The organism is Mycobacteroides sp. LB1, assembly GCF_013449725.1.
Lineage (GTDB): Bacteria > Actinomycetota > Actinomycetes > Mycobacteriales > Mycobacteriaceae > Mycobacterium.
Genome location: NZ_JACCFF010000004.1, coordinates 412,717 through 434,869, shown reverse-complemented (window position 1 = coordinate 434,869; position 22,153 = coordinate 412,717). Strand labels below are relative to the sequence as shown.

At 64.8% G+C, this 22,153-nt stretch carries 20 protein-coding genes; 7 read left to right on the top strand and 13 right to left on the bottom strand.

All coding sequences use genetic code 11. The annotated features are described in order from the left end of the window. From MLB1_RS18260 to MLB1_RS18230, 8 genes are all read right to left on the bottom strand, one after another. The coding region (locus MLB1_RS18260; RefSeq protein ID WP_180751243.1) for an MspA family porin at window positions 1–538 on the bottom strand (538 nt) is incomplete at its 3' end. 304 nt (window positions 539–842) lie between these two features. Continuing rightward, complete coding sequence (locus MLB1_RS24310) at window positions 843–1,046, bottom strand: hypothetical protein (RefSeq protein ID WP_358149461.1); 204 nt, start codon at window positions 1,044–1,046, stop codon at window positions 843–845. A gap of 4 nt (window positions 1,047–1,050) precedes the next feature. Beyond that, the gene (locus MLB1_RS18255) at window positions 1,051–1,548 is read right to left on the bottom strand and encodes a molybdopterin-binding protein (protein ID WP_180751242.1); all 498 of its coding nucleotides are present in this window, start codon (window positions 1,546–1,548) and stop codon (window positions 1,051–1,053) included. 35 nt (window positions 1,549–1,583) lie between these two features. Further along, window positions 1,584–2,918, bottom strand: a complete 1,335-nt coding sequence (locus MLB1_RS18250) for a trypsin-like peptidase domain-containing protein (protein WP_180751241.1) — start codon at window positions 2,916–2,918, stop codon at window positions 1,584–1,586. Window positions 2,919–2,959: 41 nt separating this feature from the next. Further along, entirely contained in the window at window positions 2,960–4,495 is a 1,536-nt protein-coding gene (locus tag MLB1_RS18245) for a HAMP domain-containing sensor histidine kinase (protein WP_180751240.1), read from the bottom strand. A gap of 20 nt (window positions 4,496–4,515) precedes the next feature. Next, the gene (locus tag MLB1_RS18240; protein ID WP_180751239.1) at window positions 4,516–5,202 is read right to left on the bottom strand and encodes a response regulator transcription factor; all 687 of its coding nucleotides are present in this window, start codon (window positions 5,200–5,202) and stop codon (window positions 4,516–4,518) included. Window positions 5,203–5,269: 67 nt separating this feature from the next. Further along, the gene (gene rpmF / locus MLB1_RS18235; RefSeq protein WP_078297068.1) at window positions 5,270–5,443 is read right to left on the bottom strand and encodes a 50S ribosomal protein L32; all 174 of its coding nucleotides are present in this window, start codon (window positions 5,441–5,443) and stop codon (window positions 5,270–5,272) included. Window positions 5,444–5,641: 198 nt separating this feature from the next. Beyond that, window positions 5,642–5,866, bottom strand: a complete 225-nt coding sequence (locus MLB1_RS18230; RefSeq protein WP_180751238.1) for a hypothetical protein — start codon at window positions 5,864–5,866, stop codon at window positions 5,642–5,644. A gap of 174 nt (window positions 5,867–6,040) precedes the next feature. On the opposite strand from MLB1_RS18230, the gene MLB1_RS18225 reads away from it, so the two are divergent. From MLB1_RS18225 to MLB1_RS18195, 7 genes are all read left to right on the top strand, one after another. Then, window positions 6,041–7,750, top strand: coding sequence for an acyclic terpene utilization AtuA family protein (locus MLB1_RS18225; protein WP_180751237.1), 1,710 nt, complete (start codon window positions 6,041–6,043; stop codon window positions 7,748–7,750). Then, window positions 7,747–8,895, top strand: a complete 1,149-nt coding sequence (locus MLB1_RS18220; protein WP_180751236.1) for an acyl-CoA dehydrogenase family protein — start codon at window positions 7,747–7,749, stop codon at window positions 8,893–8,895. The genes MLB1_RS18225 and MLB1_RS18220 overlap by 4 nt, the downstream gene beginning before the upstream one ends. After that, window positions 8,892–10,487, top strand: a complete 1,596-nt coding sequence (locus MLB1_RS18215) for a carboxyl transferase domain-containing protein (RefSeq protein ID WP_180751235.1) — start codon at window positions 8,892–8,894, stop codon at window positions 10,485–10,487. Before MLB1_RS18220 ends, MLB1_RS18215 begins: the two co-directional genes overlap by 4 nt. Before the next feature lie 13 nt (window positions 10,488–10,500). After that, window positions 10,501–12,525 carry a biotin carboxylase N-terminal domain-containing protein gene (locus MLB1_RS18210; RefSeq protein ID WP_180751234.1) on the top strand — a complete coding sequence of 675 codons (2,025 nt, stop codon included), beginning with the start codon at window positions 10,501–10,503 and terminating at the stop codon, window positions 12,523–12,525. Then, complete coding sequence (locus tag MLB1_RS18205) at window positions 12,522–13,703, top strand: acyl-CoA dehydrogenase family protein (RefSeq protein ID WP_180751233.1); 1,182 nt, start codon at window positions 12,522–12,524, stop codon at window positions 13,701–13,703. The genes MLB1_RS18210 and MLB1_RS18205 overlap by 4 nt, the downstream gene beginning before the upstream one ends. A gap of 16 nt (window positions 13,704–13,719) precedes the next feature. After that, the gene (locus MLB1_RS18200; RefSeq protein WP_180751232.1) at window positions 13,720–14,523 is read left to right on the top strand and encodes an enoyl-CoA hydratase family protein; all 804 of its coding nucleotides are present in this window, start codon (window positions 13,720–13,722) and stop codon (window positions 14,521–14,523) included. An 86-nt stretch (window positions 14,524–14,609) separates the two neighbouring features. After that, on the top strand, window positions 14,610–15,212 hold the full coding sequence (locus tag MLB1_RS18195) for a DUF1707 domain-containing protein (protein ID WP_180751231.1): 603 nt from the start codon (window positions 14,610–14,612) through the stop codon (window positions 15,210–15,212). Here the strand turns inward: MLB1_RS18195 and MLB1_RS18190 are convergent. From MLB1_RS18190 to MLB1_RS18170, 5 genes are all read right to left on the bottom strand, one after another. After that, window positions 15,166–16,401, bottom strand: coding sequence for a hypothetical protein (locus tag MLB1_RS18190; protein WP_180751230.1), 1,236 nt, complete (start codon window positions 16,399–16,401; stop codon window positions 15,166–15,168). The genes MLB1_RS18195 and MLB1_RS18190 overlap by 47 nt on opposite strands. Window positions 16,402–16,718: 317 nt before the next feature. Continuing rightward, window positions 16,719–18,566 carry an ABC transporter ATP-binding protein/permease gene (locus tag MLB1_RS18185; RefSeq protein ID WP_180751229.1) on the bottom strand — a complete coding sequence of 616 codons (1,848 nt, stop codon included), beginning with the start codon at window positions 18,564–18,566 and terminating at the stop codon, window positions 16,719–16,721. Between the two features lie 21 nt (window positions 18,567–18,587). Then, on the bottom strand, window positions 18,588–20,141 hold the full coding sequence (gene purH / locus MLB1_RS18180) for a bifunctional phosphoribosylaminoimidazolecarboxamide formyltransferase/IMP cyclohydrolase (RefSeq protein ID WP_180751228.1): 1,554 nt from the start codon (window positions 20,139–20,141) through the stop codon (window positions 18,588–18,590). Continuing rightward, entirely contained in the window at window positions 20,138–20,803 is a 666-nt protein-coding gene (purN, locus tag MLB1_RS18175; RefSeq protein WP_180751227.1) for a phosphoribosylglycinamide formyltransferase, read from the bottom strand. The genes purH and purN overlap by 4 nt, the downstream gene beginning before the upstream one ends. Next, on the bottom strand, window positions 20,800–22,143 hold the full coding sequence (locus MLB1_RS18170; RefSeq protein ID WP_180751226.1) for a DUF6350 family protein: 1,344 nt from the start codon (window positions 22,141–22,143) through the stop codon (window positions 20,800–20,802). Before MLB1_RS18170 ends, purN begins: the two co-directional genes overlap by 4 nt. Window positions 22,144–22,153 lie beyond the last annotated feature (10 nt).

The following is a 22,153-nucleotide window of genomic DNA, read 5'->3' as shown; positions in this document are numbered from 1 at the left end:
CACCCTTGGGGCCGGCGATGGCAACGGAGAAGGTGGCAACTTCCTGGATACCGGGGCCATTGCCCAGGTCCACGTTGATACCGGCCGATGGCAGCAGGTTGGTGGTCTGAATGTACGAGGCTTCCGGAGAACCACCGAAGGCGTTCGGAATACCGTAGAGAATCGAGGTATTCGGGGTCGTGTAGTTGAAGTTAAGCCCCACGCCCAACGACCACGGGTAACCCACCTGGTAGCCCAGCTCCAGGGTGCCCTCGAAGGCATCGGCACCCGGACCCGTCACCTCATAGACCGCGCGGCCCGAGTGGAACCACTCGCGCGTCAGGCGGTTGCGGTCCAACGGAAACACACCATTCAAGAAGGTGTCCCACTGCTGAACCCTGAGCGTGCGCCCCTTGCCATCCACCAGAGTCAGCTCATCATCCAGACCGGCTTGCGCAGTCGCCGCCGTCGCAAAGAGAGCAACAAGAGTCATGACTAAGGCGCCAGCCGCCAACACACCACGGCGGGCCCCGCCCGATACCTTGCCCAACAGCTTCATTCGGTTCCTATCAGTCTCCTCATGGCGAACATGAGAAATTCCTAAGCGACGGACAGGATGGACGATATCGGCACGGTGACGGCGCGGCAATCTGAACCAGCGTTCTGTTCACCCCTAAATCACCGCACTCCGGGCAGGCCCACCAACCGGAAGTTAGCCGAACCCAAGACATCCCAGAGTTAACAATTGCGTGAACGAGGGGTTTGCCAGGAAACAGCTTGCGACTTCGGGGGAACCGTCACCCCGGATGGGTATCGGAGATCTGCGACCTGCCGTATTTACGCGTCCTATATGCGGGGATTACTTAGCGGTGGTGGGGCGGAACGTTATCGCGCAACCACCGATCGCCCTCATGAGTGCCGTGCGAATCGTTCATGTCGCGTTCATCTGGCCCCAAGGACGGCATGGTCTGGCCAAAAATTTGCTCGATATCCACATTGCTGGCGCTTGTTCCCCCTTCGCCACTTTCGTGGTGAAGGTCACATCTACGGCCCTCAGGGGACGGCACCCGGTCAGATCTCCAAGCTAGATAGCTGCTCGATGATCTGAATCGCCATCGGCGTGAGCGTGGCCATCCCGTCGCGCACCGCAGCACGGGTTCCCGCAATGTTGACCACCAGGGTGCTCCCAGAAATGCCCGCCACTCCACGCGACAGACCTGCCTCGGTGACACCGGCCGCGAGCCCGGAAGACCGGATGGCCTCGGCAATGCCGAGCAGCTCACGGTCGAGCAGCGGCTGAGTGGCCTCGGGGGTGACATCGCGCGGGGTGACACCGGTGCCACCCACGGTCACCACCAGATCAACACCGCCGATGACCGCGAGATTGACGGCGTTCTGAATCTCAGCCAGGTCCCCCTCGACAGCCACCACACCGTCGACCACGATTCTGGCCTCGGAAAGCAGCTCGGTAACGAGCGGACCGGTGGTGTCCTGGTCACCATGCGCCGTCCTGTCGTTGACAATGACGACCAGAGATCGCCCCACCGGTCCCGCCTCAAGCTCTGACATGGAAGCAACGGTAACCGCTCGCGCGGACATCTGAGTCATCGGGCGACCTCACCCAGTATCACGTCGGCCGTCTTCTCCGGTCCGCCGTTGCCGTCGGAGTACGTCAGCGTCACCTTGTCACCGGGAGCCTTGGATCGCACGGCCGCGACAAGTCCGTCGGCGCTGCTCACCGCGCGGTTGTCCACCTTCGTCACGACCGAACCGTTGGGTATCCCGGCCTTTTCGGCGGCACCACCGGCGACCACCTCGACGATCCTGGCACCCTGGATTTCCTTCTCGTTGCCCACCCGGACGCCCAGCGACGCGTGGGTGGCGTGGCCGCTTGCGATGAGCTGATCGGCGATCCGCTTCGCCTGGTCGACCGGGATCGCGAAGCCCAGACCGATCGATCCGCCCTGCGTCTCTCCGCTGGAATCACCGCCCATGGTGGCGATGGCGGAGTTGATCCCCACCAGCTCACCGTTCAGGTTGACCAAGGCGCCACCGGAGTTGCCCGGGTTGATGGCGGCATCGGTCTGGATGGCGTCCAGCACGGTGTCCTGGTTGCCCGCTTGTCCCGCCGTGAACACCGGGCGGTTCAGCGAGCTGACGATGCCGGTGGTCACCGTGCCATCGAGGCCAAGCGGGGAACCGATCGCGACAACCGACTGTCCCACAACCAGATTCGCGGAAGATCCGATCGCCACGGGCGTCAGACCCGAGGCTCCGCCGATCCGCACGACGGCGATATCCGTGGCGGGATCGATCCCGACCACGGTGAAGGGTGAGTGCTTTCCGCCCGCGACGGTGGCGGTGGTCTTGGCGCCGGGCTCCACGGCCGCCTGGACGACATGCGCGTTGGTGAGCACCAAGCCATCGGCGGAGAGGATCACCCCGGATCCCTCCTCGCTCGACCGCCCCATGATCGTTTCCAGCTTGACGACGCTCGGAAGCACCTTGGCCGCAACCTGTTCCACCGATCCGGCAGGTAGCGCGGAGACCGGCTGCGCGGCCGACGAGCGCCCGGGCGAGATGGGGGTCAGACCGGTACTACTGCTGGTGACGGCAGGTGACTTGTGCTGGCGGTCGGCGACAACGGCACCCACTGTCCCGCCCAGGCCACCCGACACCACGGCCAGGGCGACGGCACCCACGATGAGCCCGCCGGTGCGCCTCCCCCGCGGCTGCTCGGCTTGCTGCTGACGCGGCGGCTGCCCCGCCGGGCGATGCTGATTCGGCGGCTGGCCGGCCCCCTGCTGCGGGTAGCCGTAAGGCTGTCCCTGGTAGTGATGACCGGATTGGGCGTGGTGGGTCGGCGCCTGGTGCCCCTGTTGCCCGGAGTAGGGGCCGGACGGCCGGTAGGCCCAGCTGCCGTGGGGGTCGTTGGTCATAGCTGCTTCCTCACACGTCCTTCATAGGCGTTCAAGATCGACTAGCTCGAGTGCCACGCTGCCGGAGCGGACTGAGAATCCACTGAGATCTGTCTCGTCTTTGGCACAGAGTTCCGGCGCCCGCTCGCGTCTCCCATATCTCCAGACCCGACGTGCCCGGGCCGGCCTGGAAGAAGCACGTGCATTGACGTCCCCGGAGCCGGGTTATCGTCCACCAGCGCACCCGGCTCTGTCTCCTCGACCTTGATGGCACCACCATGTTTCAGCACAACCTGTTTCACAATGGCCAACCCCAAACCGGATCCCGGCATTCCCCGGGCCGGGGTGGCCCGGTAGAACCGCTCGAAGACCAGATCACGTTCAGCAGGCGGGATCCCGGGGCCCCGATCGGAAATCACCAGCTCGGCATGCGCGGCGTCAACCTGGGCCAGCCGCACCGACACCGCAGTTCCCGATGGGCTCCACTTCGCCGCGTTGTCGAGCAGGTTGAGAACCGCCCGTGACAATCCCGCCGCATCGCCGTACACCTGCCAGGGCTGCATGACGACATCGAATTCGATGTCGTTGCGGCGGCGGCGAACTCGTTCCAAAGTTCCCTCTACCACCTCGACCAGGTCCACCGGCTCGTGCACAATATCGGCGCCGTCGCCACGCGCGAGATCGACCAAATCGCCCACCAACGTAGACAATTCCTCGATCTGGGCCATCACATCGGTCTGCAGCGCCTCCATCTCCTCATCGGGCAGCCGCGGGGCGCCCGGCTGCATCGAGGCCATCAGCAGCTCCGTATTGGTGCGCAGCGAGGTCAACGGGGTGCGCAGCTCATGGCCTGCGTCGGTCACCAGCCGTGCCTGGCGGTCTCGCGACTCTGCCAGTGCGCGCAACATCGTGTTGAAACTGACTGTGAGTCGTGCCAGTTCGTCGCTGCCGGTGACGGCAATGGGTCTCAGGTCGTCGGTTCTGGCCACCCGCTCGGCGGCATCGGTAAGCCTGGCCACCGGACGCAACCCGGTGCCGGCCACCATGGCTCCGGCCGCGGCTGCCACCGCGACACCCACGCCGCCGACGATCAGCAGCACCCAGCCCAGCCGCCGCAGCACCGTATCGGTGGGGTCGAGCGATTTCGCCATGATTAGCGTGCTGCCATTGTCGAGCCGGAGGGCAAGCACGCGTTGGTGATTAACGGTGCGCAGCGACTGATCCAGCTCGCCGCGGGTCACCGCCTGCTCGGGCGCACCGTAGGGAATGGTCTGTCCCTGCTGGGTGGCCGAGAACGTGATGAGCCCCGGGAAGATCAGTTTGGCGTTGACGTCCGCCGAATACGCGGTGCCCTCGATGGCGCGGCGTGGGTCCACCGACAACAACCCGCTACCGATGAGCAGGTTGGCGCGATCGTTGAGCTGCTTGTCGACATCGCGATACAACGCCGTCGACACCAATAGATAGGAAGCAACGGCCATGAGCACCACGACCATGGCCACCATCGACATGGCGAGCAGCATCACGCGCCAGCGCAGCGATACCGATGAGCTGGTGGCCCGCAGCGGTGAGAACAGAGCGGAAGTTGGTCTACGCATCCTTAGTGTCGCCATGGGGATTACGGAGGGGTCTCCCGAAGCACGTAGCCGACACCGCGGACGGTGTGGATGAGCCGGAGCTCCCCTTCGGCTTCTGTCTTGCGCCGCAGATAACCGACGTACACCTCGAGTGCGTTACCGGATGTCGGGAAGTCGAATCCCCACACCTCTTCGAGGATCCGGCTGCGCGTGAGCACCCGCCGCGGATTGGCCATGAGCATTTCCAGCAGCGCGAATTCGGTGCGCGTCAGGCTGATCGACCGGGTGCCGCGGTGCACTTCGCGGGTGACAGGGTCGAGCGTGAGGTCACCGAAGCTCAGCATGGCAGCGTCCGCTGATTCGTCGACGGTCCGCCGGCGCAGCAGGGCACGCATCCGGGCAAGAAGTTCCTCGAGCGCGAAGGGCTTAGGGAGGTAGTCGTCTGCGCCCGCATCCAGACCGGCCACCCGCTCGGATACCGAGTCGCGGGCAGTCAATACCAGAATCGGCAGATCGTCTCCGGTGCTGCGCAGCCGGCGGCACACCTCAAGACCGTCGAGCTTGGGCATCATCACGTCGAGAACCAGCGCATCGGGACGATCGTTGGCGATGACGTTCAGCGCATCGACACCGTCTTCGGCGAGGGCTACCGAATAGCCATTGAAGGACAGGGACCGTCGTAACGACTCGCGCACCGCACGATCGTCATCGACTACAAGAATTCGCACAGGCACCAGTGTTAACCGTGCGGCTGAGATATTACTGAGGAAGCCTGAGAATCAGCTCGCGCAGCGTTCAGCGACGGTCGAAATCGATGAGCCCGAGGCGCGCAGCCTTGAGCAGACGACGGGGAACCTTGTGGTTCTGTCCGCCGACAGTGACGTTCACCAGCTCAGTGGCGGTGGCCTTCCACTGCGCACGCCGACTACGGGTGTTGGAGCGGGACATTCTCCGCTTGGGGACGGCCATGTTTGAGCCCTCTCCTTAATTCTCAGGTTTGTGTGTCATTCGCCCGCGCCGCGCGAACATGTCGGGCGCAGCGAGCGACAATCAACATACGATAGCCGGTAGCTGGCATGAGCTGCAAATTCGCTCCCCAACTGGGTGTGTGATCAGGCCACTGAGGCCGATCCGCCCTGCGCACACATCACAGATCCCGTCCACCAATCACGGCAGGATCCGCTCCTTCCGGTCGACGATATCGCCGGGCCGCTGCAGGCGGAAGGTGAACCTCCCGCACGGGTCGACTGCCACGACCGCGCAGTCGTATCTGCCGATACTCCCGGTGCCCAGGACTATCTGCTGGCGGAGGGTGAAGCGGTTCCCGACGACCAACGCGAACCCGACCGGATGAATCCACCAGGTATCGGGGTCTGCAATGGAATCCCACATTTCGGCTGGTAGGTGCGGGTAAAAATGCGCCACAAAGATCTGACCAACCACTTGGTTGGACCCACTGATTGACGTTTCCGACGGTGGGGTAACTTAACAGCGCACGAGCGCCATGGTGGCCTGTGTCACTGGGCGCGGCATTCCTAATAAGGACATCCCGAAAGGAAGAGCTCGGTGACTTCTCCAGTTCGGATCGGCAACTGTTCAGGCTTCTACGGTGACCGGATCTCGGCCATGCACGAGATGCTCTCGGGCGGTGAACTCGACTACCTGACCGGCGATTACCTGGCCGAGCTGACGATGCTGATCCTCGGGCGTGACCGGGCCAAGGCCCCCGAGCGCGGCTACGCCAAGACCTTCCTACGCCAGCTCGAGCAGTGCCTGGGTCTGGCTCAGGACCAGGGCGTGACGATCGTGGCCAACGCGGGCGGCCTCAATCCCGCGGGCCTGGCGGATGCGATCCGCGGGCTCGCCGAGAAACTGGGTGTCACCACCAAGGTCGCGCATGTCGAGGGCGATGACCTGCTGCCCCGCGCCACCGAGCTCGGCCTGGGCGCCCCACTGACCGCCAACGCCTACCTGGGCGCCTGGGGCATCGTCGAATGCCTCAACTCGGGTGCCAATATCGTGGTCACCGGCCGGGTCACCGACGCCTCGGTGATCGTCGGACCGGCGGCGGCTCACTTCGGCTGGCGCCGCGACGAGTACGACAAGCTCGCCGGGGCCGTGGCCGCCGGGCACATCATCGAATGCGGCACCCAGGCCACCGGCGGTAACTACGCCTTCTTTACCGAGATCCCAGACCTCGCGCATGCCGGATTCCCTCTCGCCGAGGTGTACGCCGACGGGTCATCGGTAATCACCAAGCACGCGGGAACCGGCGGCGCGGTCAGTGTCGGCACAGTGACAGCGCAGCTGCTGTACGAGATCACCGGTGCTCGCTACGCCAATCCGGATGTCACCACGCGCATTGACACCATCGAGCTGACGCAGGAGGCACCGGACAGGGTGCGCGTCTCCGGCGTTACCGGCGAGGCACCGCCACCCGATCTCAAGGTGTCGCTCAACGCGTTGGGCGGATTCCGCAATCAGATGACCTTCGTGCTGACCGGGCTGGATATCGACGCCAAAGCCGACCTCACCCGCAAGCAGCTGGAGTCGTCGATGTCCACGGCGCCCGAGGACATCCAGTGGACGCTCGCGCGCACCGATCACCCGAACGCCGACACCGAAGAGGCCGCGAGCGCGCTACTGCGCGTCGTGGTCCGCGATTCGGATCCCAACAAGGTGGGCCGCCAGTTCTCCAATGCGGTTGTGGAGCTGGCCCTGGCCAGCTTCCCCGGTTTCCACGTCACCACCCAACCCAAGGATGGCGAGCCGTACGGCGTGTTTACCCCGGGATACGTTCCCGCCGTGAAGGTTCCGCATATCGCGGTACTGGCCGACGGCAGCCGGGTCGATATCGCGCAGGCGACGCAGACCCAGCCGCTGGCGGAGGCGCCCGCCGCCGCATTGCCCGAACCGCTACCTGCCGAGCCGGTACGACGGGTCCCGTTGGGCACCATCGCCGGTGCGCGCAGCGGCGACAAGGGCGGTAGCGCCAATGTTGGCGTCTGGGTGCGCACCGACGAGGAATACCGTTGGCTTGCAAACGCATTGACGGTCGATGCGCTGCGGGAGCTGCTACCGGAGACCGCGCACCTGGAAGTCGCGCGCTACCTGCTACCCAAACTGCGGGCCGTGAACTTCGTCATCCAGGGCATCCTCGGCAAGGGCGTGGCCTACCAGGCCCGCTTTGACCCGCAGGCCAAGGGCATTGGCGAATGGCTCCGTTCACGTGAGATCGATATCCCCGAATCGCTCCTAGAGGAGACACAACAGTGAGTCAGTGGAACAGCCCGGAGCGCAAGGCGCTTCGGGAGACGGTGCGCGACTTCGCCGAGCGCGAGATTCTGCCCCATGTCAACGAGTGGGAGCGCGAAGGGCTGATCCCCCGCGAATTGCACCGCAAGGCGGGCGATCTGGGACTGCTCGGACCGGGCGCCCCAGAGGAGGTGGGCGGTGGCGGTGGCGATGCCATCGACCCGGTGATCGTGTGCGAAGAACTGCATTACGCCGGTGTGCCCGGTGGTGTATTTGCCTCACTATTCACCTGCGGGATCTCCACACCGCACATGATCGCCTCCGGCGACCAGCGGCTCATCGACACCTATGTGAAGCCCACCCTGCGAGGTGATCTCATTGGCTCCCTGGCCATCACCGAACCCGGTGGTGGATCCGATGTGGGACATCTGGCCACGTCAGCCAAGCGAGACGGCGACCATTACATCGTCAACGGCTCCAAGACCTTCATCACCTCCGGGGTGCGCGCCGACTATGTGGTGACCGCGGTGCGTACCGGCGGACCGGGTGCGGCAGGGGTGTCGCTGCTGCTGGTGGACCGGGATACTCCAGGTTTTGAAGTCGCGCGCAAGCTCGACAAGATGGGCTGGCGCTCCTCGGATACCGCCGAGCTGTCCTTCACCGATGCACGCGTACCCGCCGAGAATCTGGTGGGCGGCGAGAACACCGGCTTCGCGCAGATCGCCGGGGCCTTCGTCTCCGAGCGCATCGGCCTTGCCGCCCAGGCGTATTCCAGCGCGCAGCGCTGCCTGGACCTCACCGTGCAGTGGTGTCGGGACCGGGAGACCTTCGGTCGCCCCCTTATCTCCCGGCAGTCTGTGCAGAACACGCTCGCGGAGATGGCACGCAGGACCGACGTGGCGCGGGTCTACACCCATGCCCTCGTGGACCGCGCGATCGCGGGCGAGACAAATCTGATCGCCGAGGTGTGCTTCGCCAAGAACACCGCCGTCGAGGCCGGAGAGTGGGTAGCCAACCAGGGCGTCCAGCTGTTCGGCGGTATGGGCTACATGACCGAGAGCGAGATCGAACGCCAGTACCGCGATATGCGCATCATCGGCATCGGTGGCGGCACCACCGAGATCCTCACCTCGCTGGCCGCCAAGCTCCTGGGGTACCAGTCGTGACCATCCTTCGTACCGCCGTCAACACCGGCTCCCCCGAGTACATCGCCGCGGCCGAAGCCATGACAACCAAATTGGCCGAGGTCAGTGCCGAAACCGCCAAGGCCCTCGCAGGTGGCGGTGCCAAGTACGTCGCCCGCCATCATGAACGCGACAAGCTGCTGGCGCGTGAGCGCATCGAGCTGTTGATCGACCCCGATTCCCCGTTCCTGGAGCTGTGCCCGCTCGCGGCCTGGGGTAGCGACTTCACCGTCGGTGCCTCACTGGTGACCGGCATCGGCGTGGTCGAAGGCGTCGAGTGCATGATCGTGGCCAACGACCCCACCGTCAAGGGCGGCACAAGCAACCCCTGGACGTTGCGTAAAGTACTGCGGGCCAATGATGTTGCCTTCCGGAATCGCCTACCCGTGATCTCGCTGGTGGAGTCCGGCGGTGCCGACCTGCCCACCCAGAAGGAAGTATTCGTACCCGGCGGGCAGATGTTCCGCGACCTCACCCGGCTCTCGGCGGCGGGCATCCCCACGATCGCCCTGGTGTTCGGAAACTCGACCGCCGGTGGCGCCTACATCCCAGGTATGTCGGACCACGTGGTGATGATCAAGGAACGCTCCAAGGTCTTCTTGGCCGGTCCCCCGTTGGTCAAGATGGCCACCGGCGAGGAATCGGATGACGAATCCCTGGGCGGTGCCGAAATGCACTCCCGTATTTCCGGTTTGGGCGATTATCTGGCCGTCGACGAGCAGGATGCGGTGCGTCTTGGGCGGCAGATCGTGTCGCACCTGAACTGGGTCAAGAAGGGTCCCAAGCCCGCGGCGGTGATCGAACCGATCGCCGACCAGGAGGAGCTCCTCGGCATCGTTCCCGGAGATCTGCGCATCCCGTTCGATCCGCGCGAGATCATCGCCCGCATCGTCGACGGTTCCGAGTTCGACGAATTCAAGGAGCAGTACGGCTCGTCGTTGGTCACCGGATGGGCGCGTCTACACGGATATCCGATTGGCATCCTCGCCAATGCGCGCGGTGTGCTGTTCAGCGAGGAATCGCAGAAGGCCACCCAGTTCATCCAGCTGGCCAACCGGACCAATACGCCACTTCTTTTCGTGCACAACACCACTGGATACATGGTGGGCAAGGAATACGAAGAGGGTGGCATGATCAAGCACGGGTCGATGATGATCAATGCCGTGTCCAACTCGACGGTGCCACATCTGTCCCTGATCGTCGGCGCCTCGTACGGCGCCGGGCATTACGGCATGTGCGGCCGCGCCTACGATCCCCGCTTCCTGTTCGCGTGGCCCAGCGCCAAATCAGCGGTGATGGGCGGCACCCAGCTGGCCGGTGTCATCTCCATCGTGAGCCGTGCCGCCGCGGCGGCACGCGGCCAGGCCGTCAACGAGGACGCCGACGCTGCTATGCGGGCTGCCATCGAGGCGCAGATCGAAGCCGAGTCACTGCCCATGTTCATGTCCGGGCGGCTCTACGACGACGGGGTCATCGATCCCCGCGACACCCGGGCCGTACTAGGTATGTGCCTGTCTGCCATCGCCAATGGACCGATCGAGGGGACGTCGAACTTCGGCGTCTTCCGGATGTGAGGTTAAGAATCAGATGACTATCACCTCCGTACTTGTCGCCAACCGTGGTGAGATCGCTCGCCGCGTCTTCGCCACCTGTCGCAAACTCGGCCTGGGCACGGTCGCCGTCTACTCGGACGCCGACGCCGACAGCCCACATGTATCCGAGGCCGATGCCGCAGTCCATCTGCCCGGCACCTCCAGCGCCGACACCTATCTGCGCGGTGAACTGATCATCGCCGCGGCCAAGGCCACCGGTGCCGACGCCATCCACCCCGGCTACGGATTCCTCTCCGAGAATGCGGCTTTCGCTCGGGCTGTGGCCGATGCCGGCCTCAGCTGGATCGGCCCGCCCGTCGCGGCCATCGAGTCAATGGGTTCGAAGATCGAGTCCAAGAAGCTCATGGACGCTGCCGGTGTACCGGTGCTGGGGCAACTCGACCCGGATACCGTCACCGCCGATCAGCTGCCGGTGCTCGTCAAGGCCTCCGCCGGCGGCGGTGGGCGCGGCATGCGAGTTGTCGACAAACTTGCTGACCTGCCACACGAAATCGCTGCCGCACAACGGGAAGCCCAATCGGCGTTCGGTGATCCGACGGTCTTCTGCGAGCGCTACCTGGGCACCGGCCGCCACATCGAGGTACAGGTGATGGCCGATACCCACGGCACGGTGTGGGCCGTGGGAGAGCGCGAATGCTCCATCCAGCGCCGCCACCAAAAGGTCATCGAAGAGGCCCCCTCCCCGCTGGTGACTCGGATCGCCGGTATGCGGGAGCACCTGTTCGAGGCGTCGCGCACCGCCGCGGCGGCCATCGGATACGTCGGCGCGGGAACCATGGAGTTCTTGGCCACCGAGGACGGGGAGTTCTTCTTCCTGGAGATGAACACACGCCTGCAGGTGGAGCACCCGGTCACCGAATGCACCACAGGCCTGGACCTGGTGGCATTGCAGATCCAGGTAGCCGACGGTGCCGAGCTGCCCGCCGAACCTCCTGCCATTCACGGGCACTCGATCGAAGCGCGCCTGTACGCGGAGAATCCCGCGGCAGGGTGGCAGCCACAAAGCGGCACCGTGCACACATTTTGCCTGCCAGACACAGCACCGGGCTCCGTCGCGCAGTTCCATGTTCCCGGGCACCCGGGAACCAACGGGATCCGCCTGGACTCGACCATCGTCGGCGGCAGTGTGGTGTCGGTGCATTACGACCCGATGCTCGCCAAGGTCATCACGGTGGCACCGACACGCACCGAAGCCTCGCGGCTGCTGGCATCGACCTTGGAGCGCACCCGCCTGCACGGCCTGACCACCAATCGCGATCTGCTGGTCAACGTGCTGCGGCACCCGGCGTTCCTCGACGGCGACACCGACACGTCGTTCCTGAATAAGCATGGGCTCGATACCCTCGCCAAACCCTTGGCCGATGAAGCGGCGCAACAGTATTCAGCCCTCGCGGCGGCGCTGGCCGATGCGGCCGCGAACCGCTCCGCAGCCCGCTCTTCGGGAGTTTGCGGCGATCTGCCCAGCGGCTGGCGCAACCTCGTATCCGGATACCAGACCAAGGAATACGCAGCAGGCGAAAGCACCATCGATGTGCGGTACCGCCTTGCCCGGACCGGCCTGGAGCTCGACGGGGAATGGCCTGCCATCGAGTTGGTATCGGCCACACCCGATCACGTGATCTTGGTCATCGACGGGGTTCGACGGGGCTTTGATATCGCCCGCTACGGCGAAACCGTCGACGTCGATTCACCGCTCGGCCCGGTGGCACTCACCGTGGTGCCCCGGTTCACCGATCCCAGTACTGAGGTGGCCGCGGGCTCGCTCATCGCGCCGATGCCGGGTGTGGTGCTGCGGGTGGGTGCTGCTGTTGGCGACATCGTCTCCGCGGGCACGCCCATCGTCTGGCTGGAGGCCATGAAGATGGAGCACACCATCACCGCGCCCGCTGACGGTGTCATCGAAAGCCTCAATGTCGAACCGGGACAACAAGTCGAGCTCGGCACGGTACTCGCCCAACTTGCATCCACCGATGCCGCCAACGAAGGAGAGCCAGCATGAGCAGCACCGCTACCCAAACCAATCCCTATACCGAGTCCGACGAACGCAAGGCGCTCCGCCAGGCGGTAGCCGCCCTGGCTTCCAACTACGGTCACGAGTACTACCTGGAGAAGGCCAAGACCCATACCCCCTTGACCGAATTGTGGAATGAGGCAGGGAAGCTCGGCTTCCTGGGCGTCAATATCCCCGAGGAGTACGGCGGCGGCGGCGCTGGCATGTACGAGCTGTCGCTGGTGTTCGAGGAACTCTCGGCAGCCGGATGCGCGCTGCTGATGATGGTCGTCTCCCCCGCCATCAATGCCACCATCATCGCCCGGTACGGCACCGAGGAGCAGAAGAAGAATTGGCTCCCGGCGATGGCCGATGGCACCTTCACCATGGCCTTCGCCATCACCGAGCCCGATGCCGGATCCAACTCGCACAACATCATCACCACCGCCAAGCGCGACGGTGGCGACTGGATTCTCAATGGGCGCAAGGTCTTCATCTCAGGTGTCAACGAGGCGAACGCGGTTCTCGTGGTGGCCCGCACCGAGGAGGCCAAGACCGGCAAGCTCAAGCCCGCGCTCTTCGTGGTGCCCACCGACACCAAGGGATTCGAGTACACCCCGATCGATATGCAGCTGACATTGGCCGAACAGCAGTTCCAGGTGTTCCTCGACGATGTGCGGGTACCCGGTAACGCCCTCGTCGGATCCGAGGACGCCGCCCTCATGCAGCTGTTCGCGGGTCTCAATCCGGAGCGGATCATGGGAGCCGCCAGTGGCGTCGGCCTCACCCGGCTGGCGCTCGGCAAGGCTACCGACTACGTGAAGACCCGCCAGGTATGGAAGACACCCATCGGTGCGCACCAGGCCATCGCGCACCCGCTCGCCGAGATCAAGGTCGAACTGGAGCTGTCCAAGCTGATGATGCAGAAGGCCGCCACCCTGTACGACTGCGGTGACGACTGGGGTGCGGCAGAGGCTGCCAATATGGCCAAGTACGCCGCCGCCGATGTGGCATGCCGCGCCGCCGACCGCGCCGTACAGTCCTTGGGCGGCAACGGGTTGACCACCGAGTACGGGGTGGCACCGCTGCTGAATCTGTCACGGTTCGGGCGCATCGCACCGGTAAGCCGGGAGATGATCCTCAACTTCGTCGCGCAGACATCCCTCGGCCTGCCCCGTTCGTACTAAGGAAAGGACCCGCCGAATGGCGAAAGAATCCGAGACTCTGGTCCAGTACGAGGTGGAAGGCCGTGCGGCCCGCCTAACGCTTGACTCGCCGCACAACCGCAATGCGTTGTCCAGCGGGTTGGTGCTGCAATTAAGGGACGGACTGAAGCGGGCCGCGGCCGACAAGACGGTGCGGGCCGTGGTGCTCAGCCACACCGGCAACACCTTCTGCGCGGGTGCCGATCTGTCGGAAAGCTCAGCGGCCCCATCCGGCAGCACCGATCCCCAGGACATTGCCAAGGATCGGGCCGGCCAGCTGACCGCGCTGTTACGCGACATTCTGGAGCTGCCGCTGCCCGTCATCATCGCCGTCAACGGCCATGTGCGCGCCGGTGGTTTCGGTTTGGTGGGCGCCGCGGATATCGCGGTCGCGGGACCGGATAGCACCTTCGCACTGACCGAGGCACGCATCGGAGTAGCTCCGTCGATCATCTCGCTGACGCTGCTGCCCCGGCTCACCGGCCGGGCAGCGGCGCGCTATTTCGTCACCGGCGAGAAGTTCGATGCACGGGTGGCCGCCGAAATCGGTTTGGTGACCAAGTCCGTCGACAGTTCCGAGGCCGTAGAGGCCGCGGTCACCTCATTGGTGGATGACATCGCGCTCGGTTCGCCGCAGGGGCTCGCCGAGTCCAAGAAGCTCACCACCGCGCCGATACTCGCCGATTTCGATGCGCGTGCCGACGAGTTGACGGAAACCTCGGCGCGATTGTTCGTGTCGCCGGAGGCACAAGAGGGCATGTTGGCATTCCTGCAGAAGCGTCCTCCCGCCTGGCAGGTGTGAACCATGCAGCACTACAGACGTAGTGCGCTGAGCAACACTATTGAACCGCGTGCCTTTAAGCGCAGTTCGTCGTAGGCTCGGCGATGATGAGCAACCTCCCTGAGCGGGTTACCGCGTCGATGCGGGCCGCGGACGCCGATCGTATGCGCGTCGCACAGCTGTTATCTGATGCTGCCGCGCAGGGTCGGCTGGAGCTCTCCGAGTTCGAGGAGCGCCTCGCAAAAGTGTACTCAGCAAACACATATGGTGAGCTTGATCAGCTCAGTGCGGACCTTCCTGCCGTTGCCACATCCCAGGTTAGGGGCCAAGGCAGCAAGCCAGCACCCGCGACAGTTCTCATGGCGATCATGAGCGGCTTCGAGCGCCGTGGCCGCTGGAACGTTCCTAGCAAGCTCACCTCGTTCGCGCTATGGGGTGGCGGCGTGCTGGACCTGCGCTACGCCGACTTCACCTCCAGTGAGGTCGAGATCCGTTCCTTCTCCATTATGGGCGGGCAGACGATCCTGTTGCCGCCGGAGCTCAACGTGGAAGTCACGGGCGTCGCCGTGATGGGTGGCTTCGATCACTCGGCGAGTGGCAGTGGCGTGCAGGGCGCACCGCATGTGACGGTCAAGGGGTTCTCGCTGTGGGGTGGCGTGAACGTCAAGCGGAAGCGGCGCAAGCGGCGCGAGTCGCTGGAAGAGCGTTAACCAGATCCAGAGCGCCGAAGCGCCACAGTGCTTTCACCACCTGCCGGCGCCGATCGACATCGATTCCGGCCGCTAGGGCGGCGTCAAGATCATCCAGGGTGAACTCCCCGACGAGCGCTAGAACTTCGTCAAGGTCCACAACCTCACCGAACGCGATATCCCGACCACGGGCCAGTAAGTGGCTGCGGCCGGCTCCGACCACGGACTCCACCACCCCGGGGTACGCCCAGCCGAAGGTGGCATCGGCGGGAGGATCACCGGCACGCAGGGCCGCCACCTTCGGCGGCCGCAGATACCCGGTGGTGCGCTGTTTCGCCGCCGCCAATTCCACGGTGGTCGACAGTCCGGATAGCGTCTCGGGATCGCGGAGCGTCTCCATCACCAACCGCCGGACATCATCGAAGCTGCACGGCTCATCCGCCGCGTCGAGCCTTGCGCCGACGTGGTCGATCATCAAGTCTGAGAACGATTTCCGGACGTCGGCCGGAAAGAGCGTGACCCCCAGGAAAATCGAGCGGCCCTCGTTGCGGAACAGGTGGTAGTGCCCCCGGGGAATGCATACGAAGTCGCCCGGTCGCAGGGTGTACCGGCTCGCACCGGGAAGCAGTCGGTCGAAGTCGAACGACACTCGCCCCAACGATGGGTTCTCGAACAACTGATGCCGGTCAATTCCATCGGCGGGCCACACCCACAGCTCCTTGACGCCGGGGCCCAGATGGAAGATCAGCGACGGTTCGTCGTCCTTGTGGATTCCGAAGGGCGTCCATTCCACATCGGCAATAAATGTGTAGATATCCGCGCCTGAGACCAAATCCCGGCCAGGGACAAGGCTGCGCACCACCGACTGCGCCAGTGCGGCAAGCCCCAGATCCCACGAGGACACGTCGTTGATGGCGACGCACGCAGGGCGGTCTTCAGCGTTGTCGGCGAGCCACTCGGTCAACGACTGCCCGTCCTGCGGCGCGGTGCGTGAGAGCCGCTCGGTCAGCTTGAAATCGAACTCGCTGCCCCGGAAACCGCGCAGCCGTAGTCCTTTTCCGTTCGTGGCGGTCGCCGCGGCAACCGCCGCCGCTATCCGGTCCGCGATCGCGTTAGGGTCCGAGACCAGCGCGGGTAAGAAGATTGTTTCCTCGTAACGAGGGCCCTGGTCGGCGACGAACTGTCGCCATCGGGGGTCATTGACGAACACTTCTCTGCCTCCATGTTTGCGCCCGGGCGTGCGCGACCAGTGGCTCGGTCGCCCACGCCCGGGCTCCACTGTTAGTGGCTGGCAACCATTTCCGTCGCAGCGACGATCTCGTCATCCTCGACAACGATCTCTACAGCAATATCGCGCATGGTGATCCTTTCATCGGCGGTTAACTGCCCAACTCAACAGAAGAGCAGCAGAAACACCGTGGTGACATCCGTCGCGTGGCGCCACCGCAGTGGACGCGCGCCCAGCCCGCAGGCGCCGTCACTACATCAGTCGCACGACGGTCACCAGAAGTTCCCACTCTGCGGGATTCACACCGTCGATAGTTTCCAGGAACCGCCGCCAGTGAGCTGCAGCCGTGATTGATGATGGCGGTCGATCGTGGATCGATGCCCGACGCTGACGATCACGCAATCGGGCAACCGCTCCCGCACCAGGGCATACATCGCGTCCTCCAGGCCCTCATCCAACGCCGAGGTGGACTCATCGAGGAACACCACCTTCGGGCGGACCAGCAGCACCCGCGCGAAGGACACGCGTTGCTGCTCCCCCAGTGACAGCACGGAGGCCCAATCGGCCTCCTCATCGAGCCGCGCGGTCAGGTGCCCGAGGGCGACGTCACGCAGGGTCTGCATCAAATGCTCCTTCGAAACGTCCTCCACCGGCAGGGGGTACACCACCGTGGCACGCAGATCCCCCAGCGGCAGGTAGGGCAGCTGAGGCAGGAACAATGTGTCCCAACCGCTGGGTCTCGCCACCAAACCCGATGCCTGCGGCCACAGCTGGGCCAGGCTGCGCAACAGGGTGGTCTTCCCGCATCCCGACGGCCCCTTCACCACGACGCTGCCACCCGGGGGCAGCGCCAGATTCAGGTTCGCAATCATGTCCAGTCCCTGCAGATCGCGGACCTGAACATCCGTGAGAGTCAGGGCATCCTCCGCGTCCGCCACATCGATTCGCGGCAGCTCGCGGGCACGGTGATCACTGTCCAGCATCTGGTCGATTCGCAGCAGGGCGGCCCGATACACGGTGAACTCGTCATAGCTGTCTCGGAAGAATTGCATTGCCCCACAAACACTCCCGAACGCACCAACTGTTTGCAACAGATCACCGATCTTAATCTGACCCGCGAAGAACCGTGGCGCCTGCACGATGTACGGGATCATCCCCGTCGTTACGTCACCGACACCACGATTCCAGCCGTTGAGCCGAAGTTGCGCGAACACGATGTGCCACATGTTGGAGATGATCTGGCTGAACCGTGAATGCAGCAGCAGGCGTTCGCGTTCACCGCCGCGATAGAAGGCAACCCGCTCGGCGCTGTCACGTAGTCGTACGAGTGCGTAACGGAAGCTCGCGCTGAATCTCTCGTTGAGAAAGTTCAGCCGCACCAGCGGCCGCCCAATCCAGAACGCGATGACGGTCACCGCGATGGAGAAGACGTACGCCACGATCACCATGGCCCGCGGAATCTCGAAGCCCCACAGCTGCAAGGGCCCCGAGAGCTGCCACAGCACACCGGTGAACATGACGATGAGCAGCGTCTTGCTGATCGCCCCAAGGGTCAGGTCCACCGATTTGGTGGTGTGGGTCTCGATATCGATCTGGATGCGCTGGTCGGGGTTCTCCACCGGAGTGTCCAGAAAACGGTTGCGGTAGAACGCATCCTTGGCCATCCAGTCGTCGACCAACCGCGTATTGAGCCATACCCGCCACCGAATGGCGAACACCCGCCGCAGAAACAGATCGACCACGGTGTACGTCACCGTGAGCGCCACCAGGACGCCGCTGATCGCAAAGGAGCTGAAGAACGCCTGACGCGCATCCTCCAGCTTTGCCGCATCGTGGGTGACCAGCGCCTCGGAACCAACCTGCAAGGCATTCATCAGGTCCCGGTACTGGTAGGTGAAGATCACCACCACTCGCGCCGCATACACGGTGTGCCACACCATGAACGCCAGCAGTGGCCAGGTACGCAGACTCTCCCGACCCCAGAAGAAGGGCGCGTTGACCCGCCAGAACTGCTGACCCCACCGGGTGAATCTAGCGATGAGAAAGGCCACCGCGACAAAGGCGACCATGGTGATCGCCCATGCCTGCAGCGTCCACAACAGCGAGCGCAACAGCTCGCCCGACCAATCGATACTGGGCTGAACCATTGGCTTCCTTCTTATTGCGCCCTAGTGAGCGAAGTGGCGAGCTCCGGTGGCGTACAACGTGATTCCTGCAGCCTTGGCGGCATCAGCCACCAGCTCATCACGCATCGACCCGCCCGGGTGCACCACCGCACGCACTCCCGCCTGCGTCAGGACCTCGAGGCCGTCAGGGAAGGGGAAGAAGGCGTCCGAGGACGCTACCGCCCCGGAGACCCGGTCCCCGCCACGAGACACCGCAAGCCGTGCCGCATCGACCCGATTGACCTGGCCCATTCCCACGCCGATGGTGGCACCACCGGAGGCAATGACGATCGCATTGGACTTCACGGCCCGCCCGACCTTCCAGGCGAACACCAAGTCCGCCAACGTGTCCGCATTTGCGGCGGTGCCGGCCACCAGGGTCCAGTTGTCCGGGTCATCGCCCTCAGCGTCGAGCGCATCACGCTCCTGCACGAGCAGGCCGCCACTGATCTGCCGCCACTCGGTGCACCCGGACTCGGGCTCGGCGGCACGCAACAACCGCACGTTCTTCTTGCGGCTCAGCACCTCGACGGCACCGTCCGCGTAACCCGGGGCGACGATCACCTCGGTGAAGATCTCGGCGACCCGCTCGGCCATCTCCACGCTCACCTCGCGGTTGACGGCGATCACGCCTCCGAACGCACTCAGCGGATCACACTCGTGTGCCTTGAGATGCGCGTCGGCAATCGAGATGTCCGACACCGCGATACCGCACGGATTGGCATGTTTGATGATTGCCGCGCATGCCTTGTCCTGGTCCCACGCGGCACGCCAGGCGGCGTCGGCATCCGTGTAGTTGTTGTACGACATCTCTTTTCCGTGCAGCTGCTCGGCCTGGGCCAGGCCGTGCCCCGTGGCACCGGTGTACAAGGCCGCCTGCTGATGCGGGTTCTCCCCGTAGCGGAGCACAGCCGAACGGTTCCACGTCCCGCCGATCCACGCGGGCAGCGCCTCGCTCTCAGACTCCGCGACGACGGACAGCCAGCCGGCGACGGCCACATCGTATTCCGCGGTGTGACGGAATGCCTTTGCCGCAAGCACCTTCCGAGCCTCCAGGGTGAATCCCCCGGCGTCCACCGCGGCCAGCACCTCACCGTACGAAGCTGGGTCGACAACTACCGCCACACTCGGGTGGTTCTTGGCAGCGGCACGCACCATCGAGGGCCCACCGATATCGATCTGTTCGACGCATTCGTCCTCGGAGGCGCCCGAGGCCACCGTGGCGGCGAAGGGGTACAGGTTGACCACCACCAGCTCGAAGCCCTTGACGCCCAGCTCCTCGAGTTGGGTGAGGTGCTCCTCGCGGCGAGTATCGGCCAGGACGCCGGCGTGTACGTGCGGGTGCAGCGTCTTCACCCGCCCGTCCAGCACCTCCGGGAAACCGGTGACCTCTTCCACTGGTGTCACCGGAATCGACGCGGCAGCAATTGTTTTCGCGGTGGATCCGGTGGACACCAGCTCCACACCCGCGGCGTGCAGCCCGCTGGCGAGCTCCTCCAGTCCGGTCTTGTCGTAGACACTGATCAATGCCCGCCGTACGGGTCGCTGCGTACTCACTTGATGGAGGCCCTTCTTCCGTTCCAAATCAAACCTTTGGTGGCCACTGCGGCCAGCACGTCTACCAGCAGCGCCCGCTCCACCACCTTGATGCGTTCGTGCAGGCTCGCCTCGTCGTCGTCCACGTGCACGGGGACGGCCTGCTGGGCAAGGATCGGCCCGGTATCCATCCCGGCATCCACCAGGTGCACCGTGCAACCGGTGACCTTGACTCCGTGCGCCAGCGCATCGGGCACGGCGCGCGCGCCGGGGAAGGACGGCAGCAGCGCCGGGTGGGTGTTGATCACCCGACCTAGGAACTGCGAAAGAAACTGTGGTCCAAGCATCTTCATAAATCCGGCAGATACCACGAGATCGGGCCGGTGTGCCGTGGTGGCGTCGGTGATCGCGGCATCCCACTGTTCGCGGGTGTCGTACTCGCCGAGCCGCACGGTGTAGCTGGGGAGCTGCGCGTCGGCGGCGATATCGACGGCGGCGCATTGCCGGTCGGTGCCTACCGCGACGATCCGAGCGGGAAAGTCGTCGGTGGCCGCGTCGAGCAGGGAACGCAGCAAGGTGCCGGTACCGGAAGCCAAGACCACAACCCGCGCGGGGGCAGAGGGGGCGATCTCGACCGATTGGTTAGGCACCGACACGCCGCTGAGCGTAGCCGGGCGAGTCACTTGGCCGGTTCCGGAGGGTCGCTCGGCTGGTCGTCGGCGATAGCGTCATCGGGTTCCGGCACCGATTCCGGTTCAGTTTCCGGTGCCGTAGCTTGCTCCGTCGGCTCCTCGGAAGCCTCGGATTCATCCGTCACGGAATCAGTCCCGAGCTCCTCGGGCTCCCCCGCGGGCTCGGGCTCTTCCTCCGGGACCGACCGCTTCACCACGCGGAGCCGCGTCGCGCCACCCAACATGAACACCGTCAATAGGCCGATGACCAGGAACCAGAAGAACACCCCGGGCCCGAACGTGCCCTGGTCGATTCCCAAGCGTCCGAAGTTGCCCAGCTGCCCACCACTGAGTTTCCCGACGATCGCCAGGAACGTTGCCGCGAGCAGTGCCGCGGCCACCACCTTGTGGATCGCGGTGGGCCACGGCGACGGTCTGCGCGCGCACTGCTGGCCGACGGCCACTCCGGACACCGCACCGATGATCATCAGCGCCACCCACGAGGGACCGAGAGGTGGCGTGGGAACCGCCGCCAGGATCGGCACCGCCGGCAGCTGACCACCGAACACCGCGAACGCACTGAAAGCCGCGGTGCCCACATAGGCGCTGGACCCGACGGCCAGCGCGCATGCACCCAGAATCACGTTGGGTGCGTACAGGATCGCCAGCATGGTCAGGCTTAGCTGGCCCACGAAATCGTTGGTGACCGAGTACAGCTGGTCCATCGTCGCCCAGTGGACTACCAGCGACCCGGCCGTGACGGCCGCGGACAACCCGAACAACGCGAGCACGCCCGCGACGGCGCCGCGGGCGGCCTCTATCGGCCATGCCGGCAGCTCTAGAAACACCGCGAGCCGACTGCCGACCCGCATGCCGACGCCGACGAGCGCACCAACCAGGTGGATGCCGAGTACAGAACCGAATGCGCGCAGCGCATTCGGTGACTGCAGCTGGGTCAGCACCGTCGACGCGTCGTGGATGATCGCCAGCGATATCGCCGTCATCAGCAGTGGCCCGGCGAGCGCGGAAGCGATCACCCACCGCACCACGTACCAGGAAGCGGTTGGCGCGATTGTCGAGGCAACCGTTCGGGCAACGCCCCAGACCATCGCCGCCGCCGGCAGTAGCGGCAGCACCTCGATGACTCGTCCACCGATCGAGATCGGTACCAGGTGGGTGCCCAGCCACATGCTGGCCACCGCACCGAACGTCCCGGTCATATCGCTGTTGGCGATCACCAACTGCACCAAGACGATTGCCGCAATGACTACCAACGCAACTGCTGACGGGCCAAAGGCAACCGTCAGCAGTGCGCGAGCCTGTGCGGGATTGGCGCGCGAAGGTTGAGTCACGCGCCGATCA

Bases quoted from the DNA above. Each gene is read 5' to 3' on its own strand.
- MLB1_RS18255 (WP_180751242.1), bottom strand. From the start codon at position 1,548: ATGTCAGAGCTTGAGGCGGGACCGGTGGGGCGATCTCTGGTCGTCATT.
- MLB1_RS18250 (WP_180751241.1), bottom strand. From the start codon at position 2,918: ATGACCAACGACCCCCACGGCAGCTGGGCCTACCGGCCGTCCGGCCCC.
- MLB1_RS18245 (WP_180751240.1), bottom strand. From the start codon at position 4,495: ATGCGTAGACCAACTTCCGCTCTGTTCTCACCGCTGCGGGCCACCAGC.
- rpmF (WP_078297068.1), bottom strand. From the start codon at position 5,443: ATGGCCGTCCCCAAGCGGAGAATGTCCCGCTCCAACACCCGTAGTCGG.
- MLB1_RS18230 (WP_180751238.1), bottom strand. From the start codon at position 5,866: ATGTGGGATTCCATTGCAGACCCCGATACCTGGTGGATTCATCCGGTC.
- MLB1_RS18210 (WP_180751234.1), top strand. From the start codon at position 10,501: ATGACTATCACCTCCGTACTTGTCGCCAACCGTGGTGAGATCGCTCGC.
- MLB1_RS18205 (WP_180751233.1), top strand. From the start codon at position 12,522: ATGAGCAGCACCGCTACCCAAACCAATCCCTATACCGAGTCCGACGAA.
- MLB1_RS18200 (WP_180751232.1), top strand. From the start codon at position 13,720: ATGGCGAAAGAATCCGAGACTCTGGTCCAGTACGAGGTGGAAGGCCGT.
- MLB1_RS18195 (WP_180751231.1), top strand. From the start codon at position 14,610: ATGAGCAACCTCCCTGAGCGGGTTACCGCGTCGATGCGGGCCGCGGAC.
- MLB1_RS18185 (WP_180751229.1), bottom strand. From the start codon at position 18,566: ATGGTTCAGCCCAGTATCGATTGGTCGGGCGAGCTGTTGCGCTCGCTG.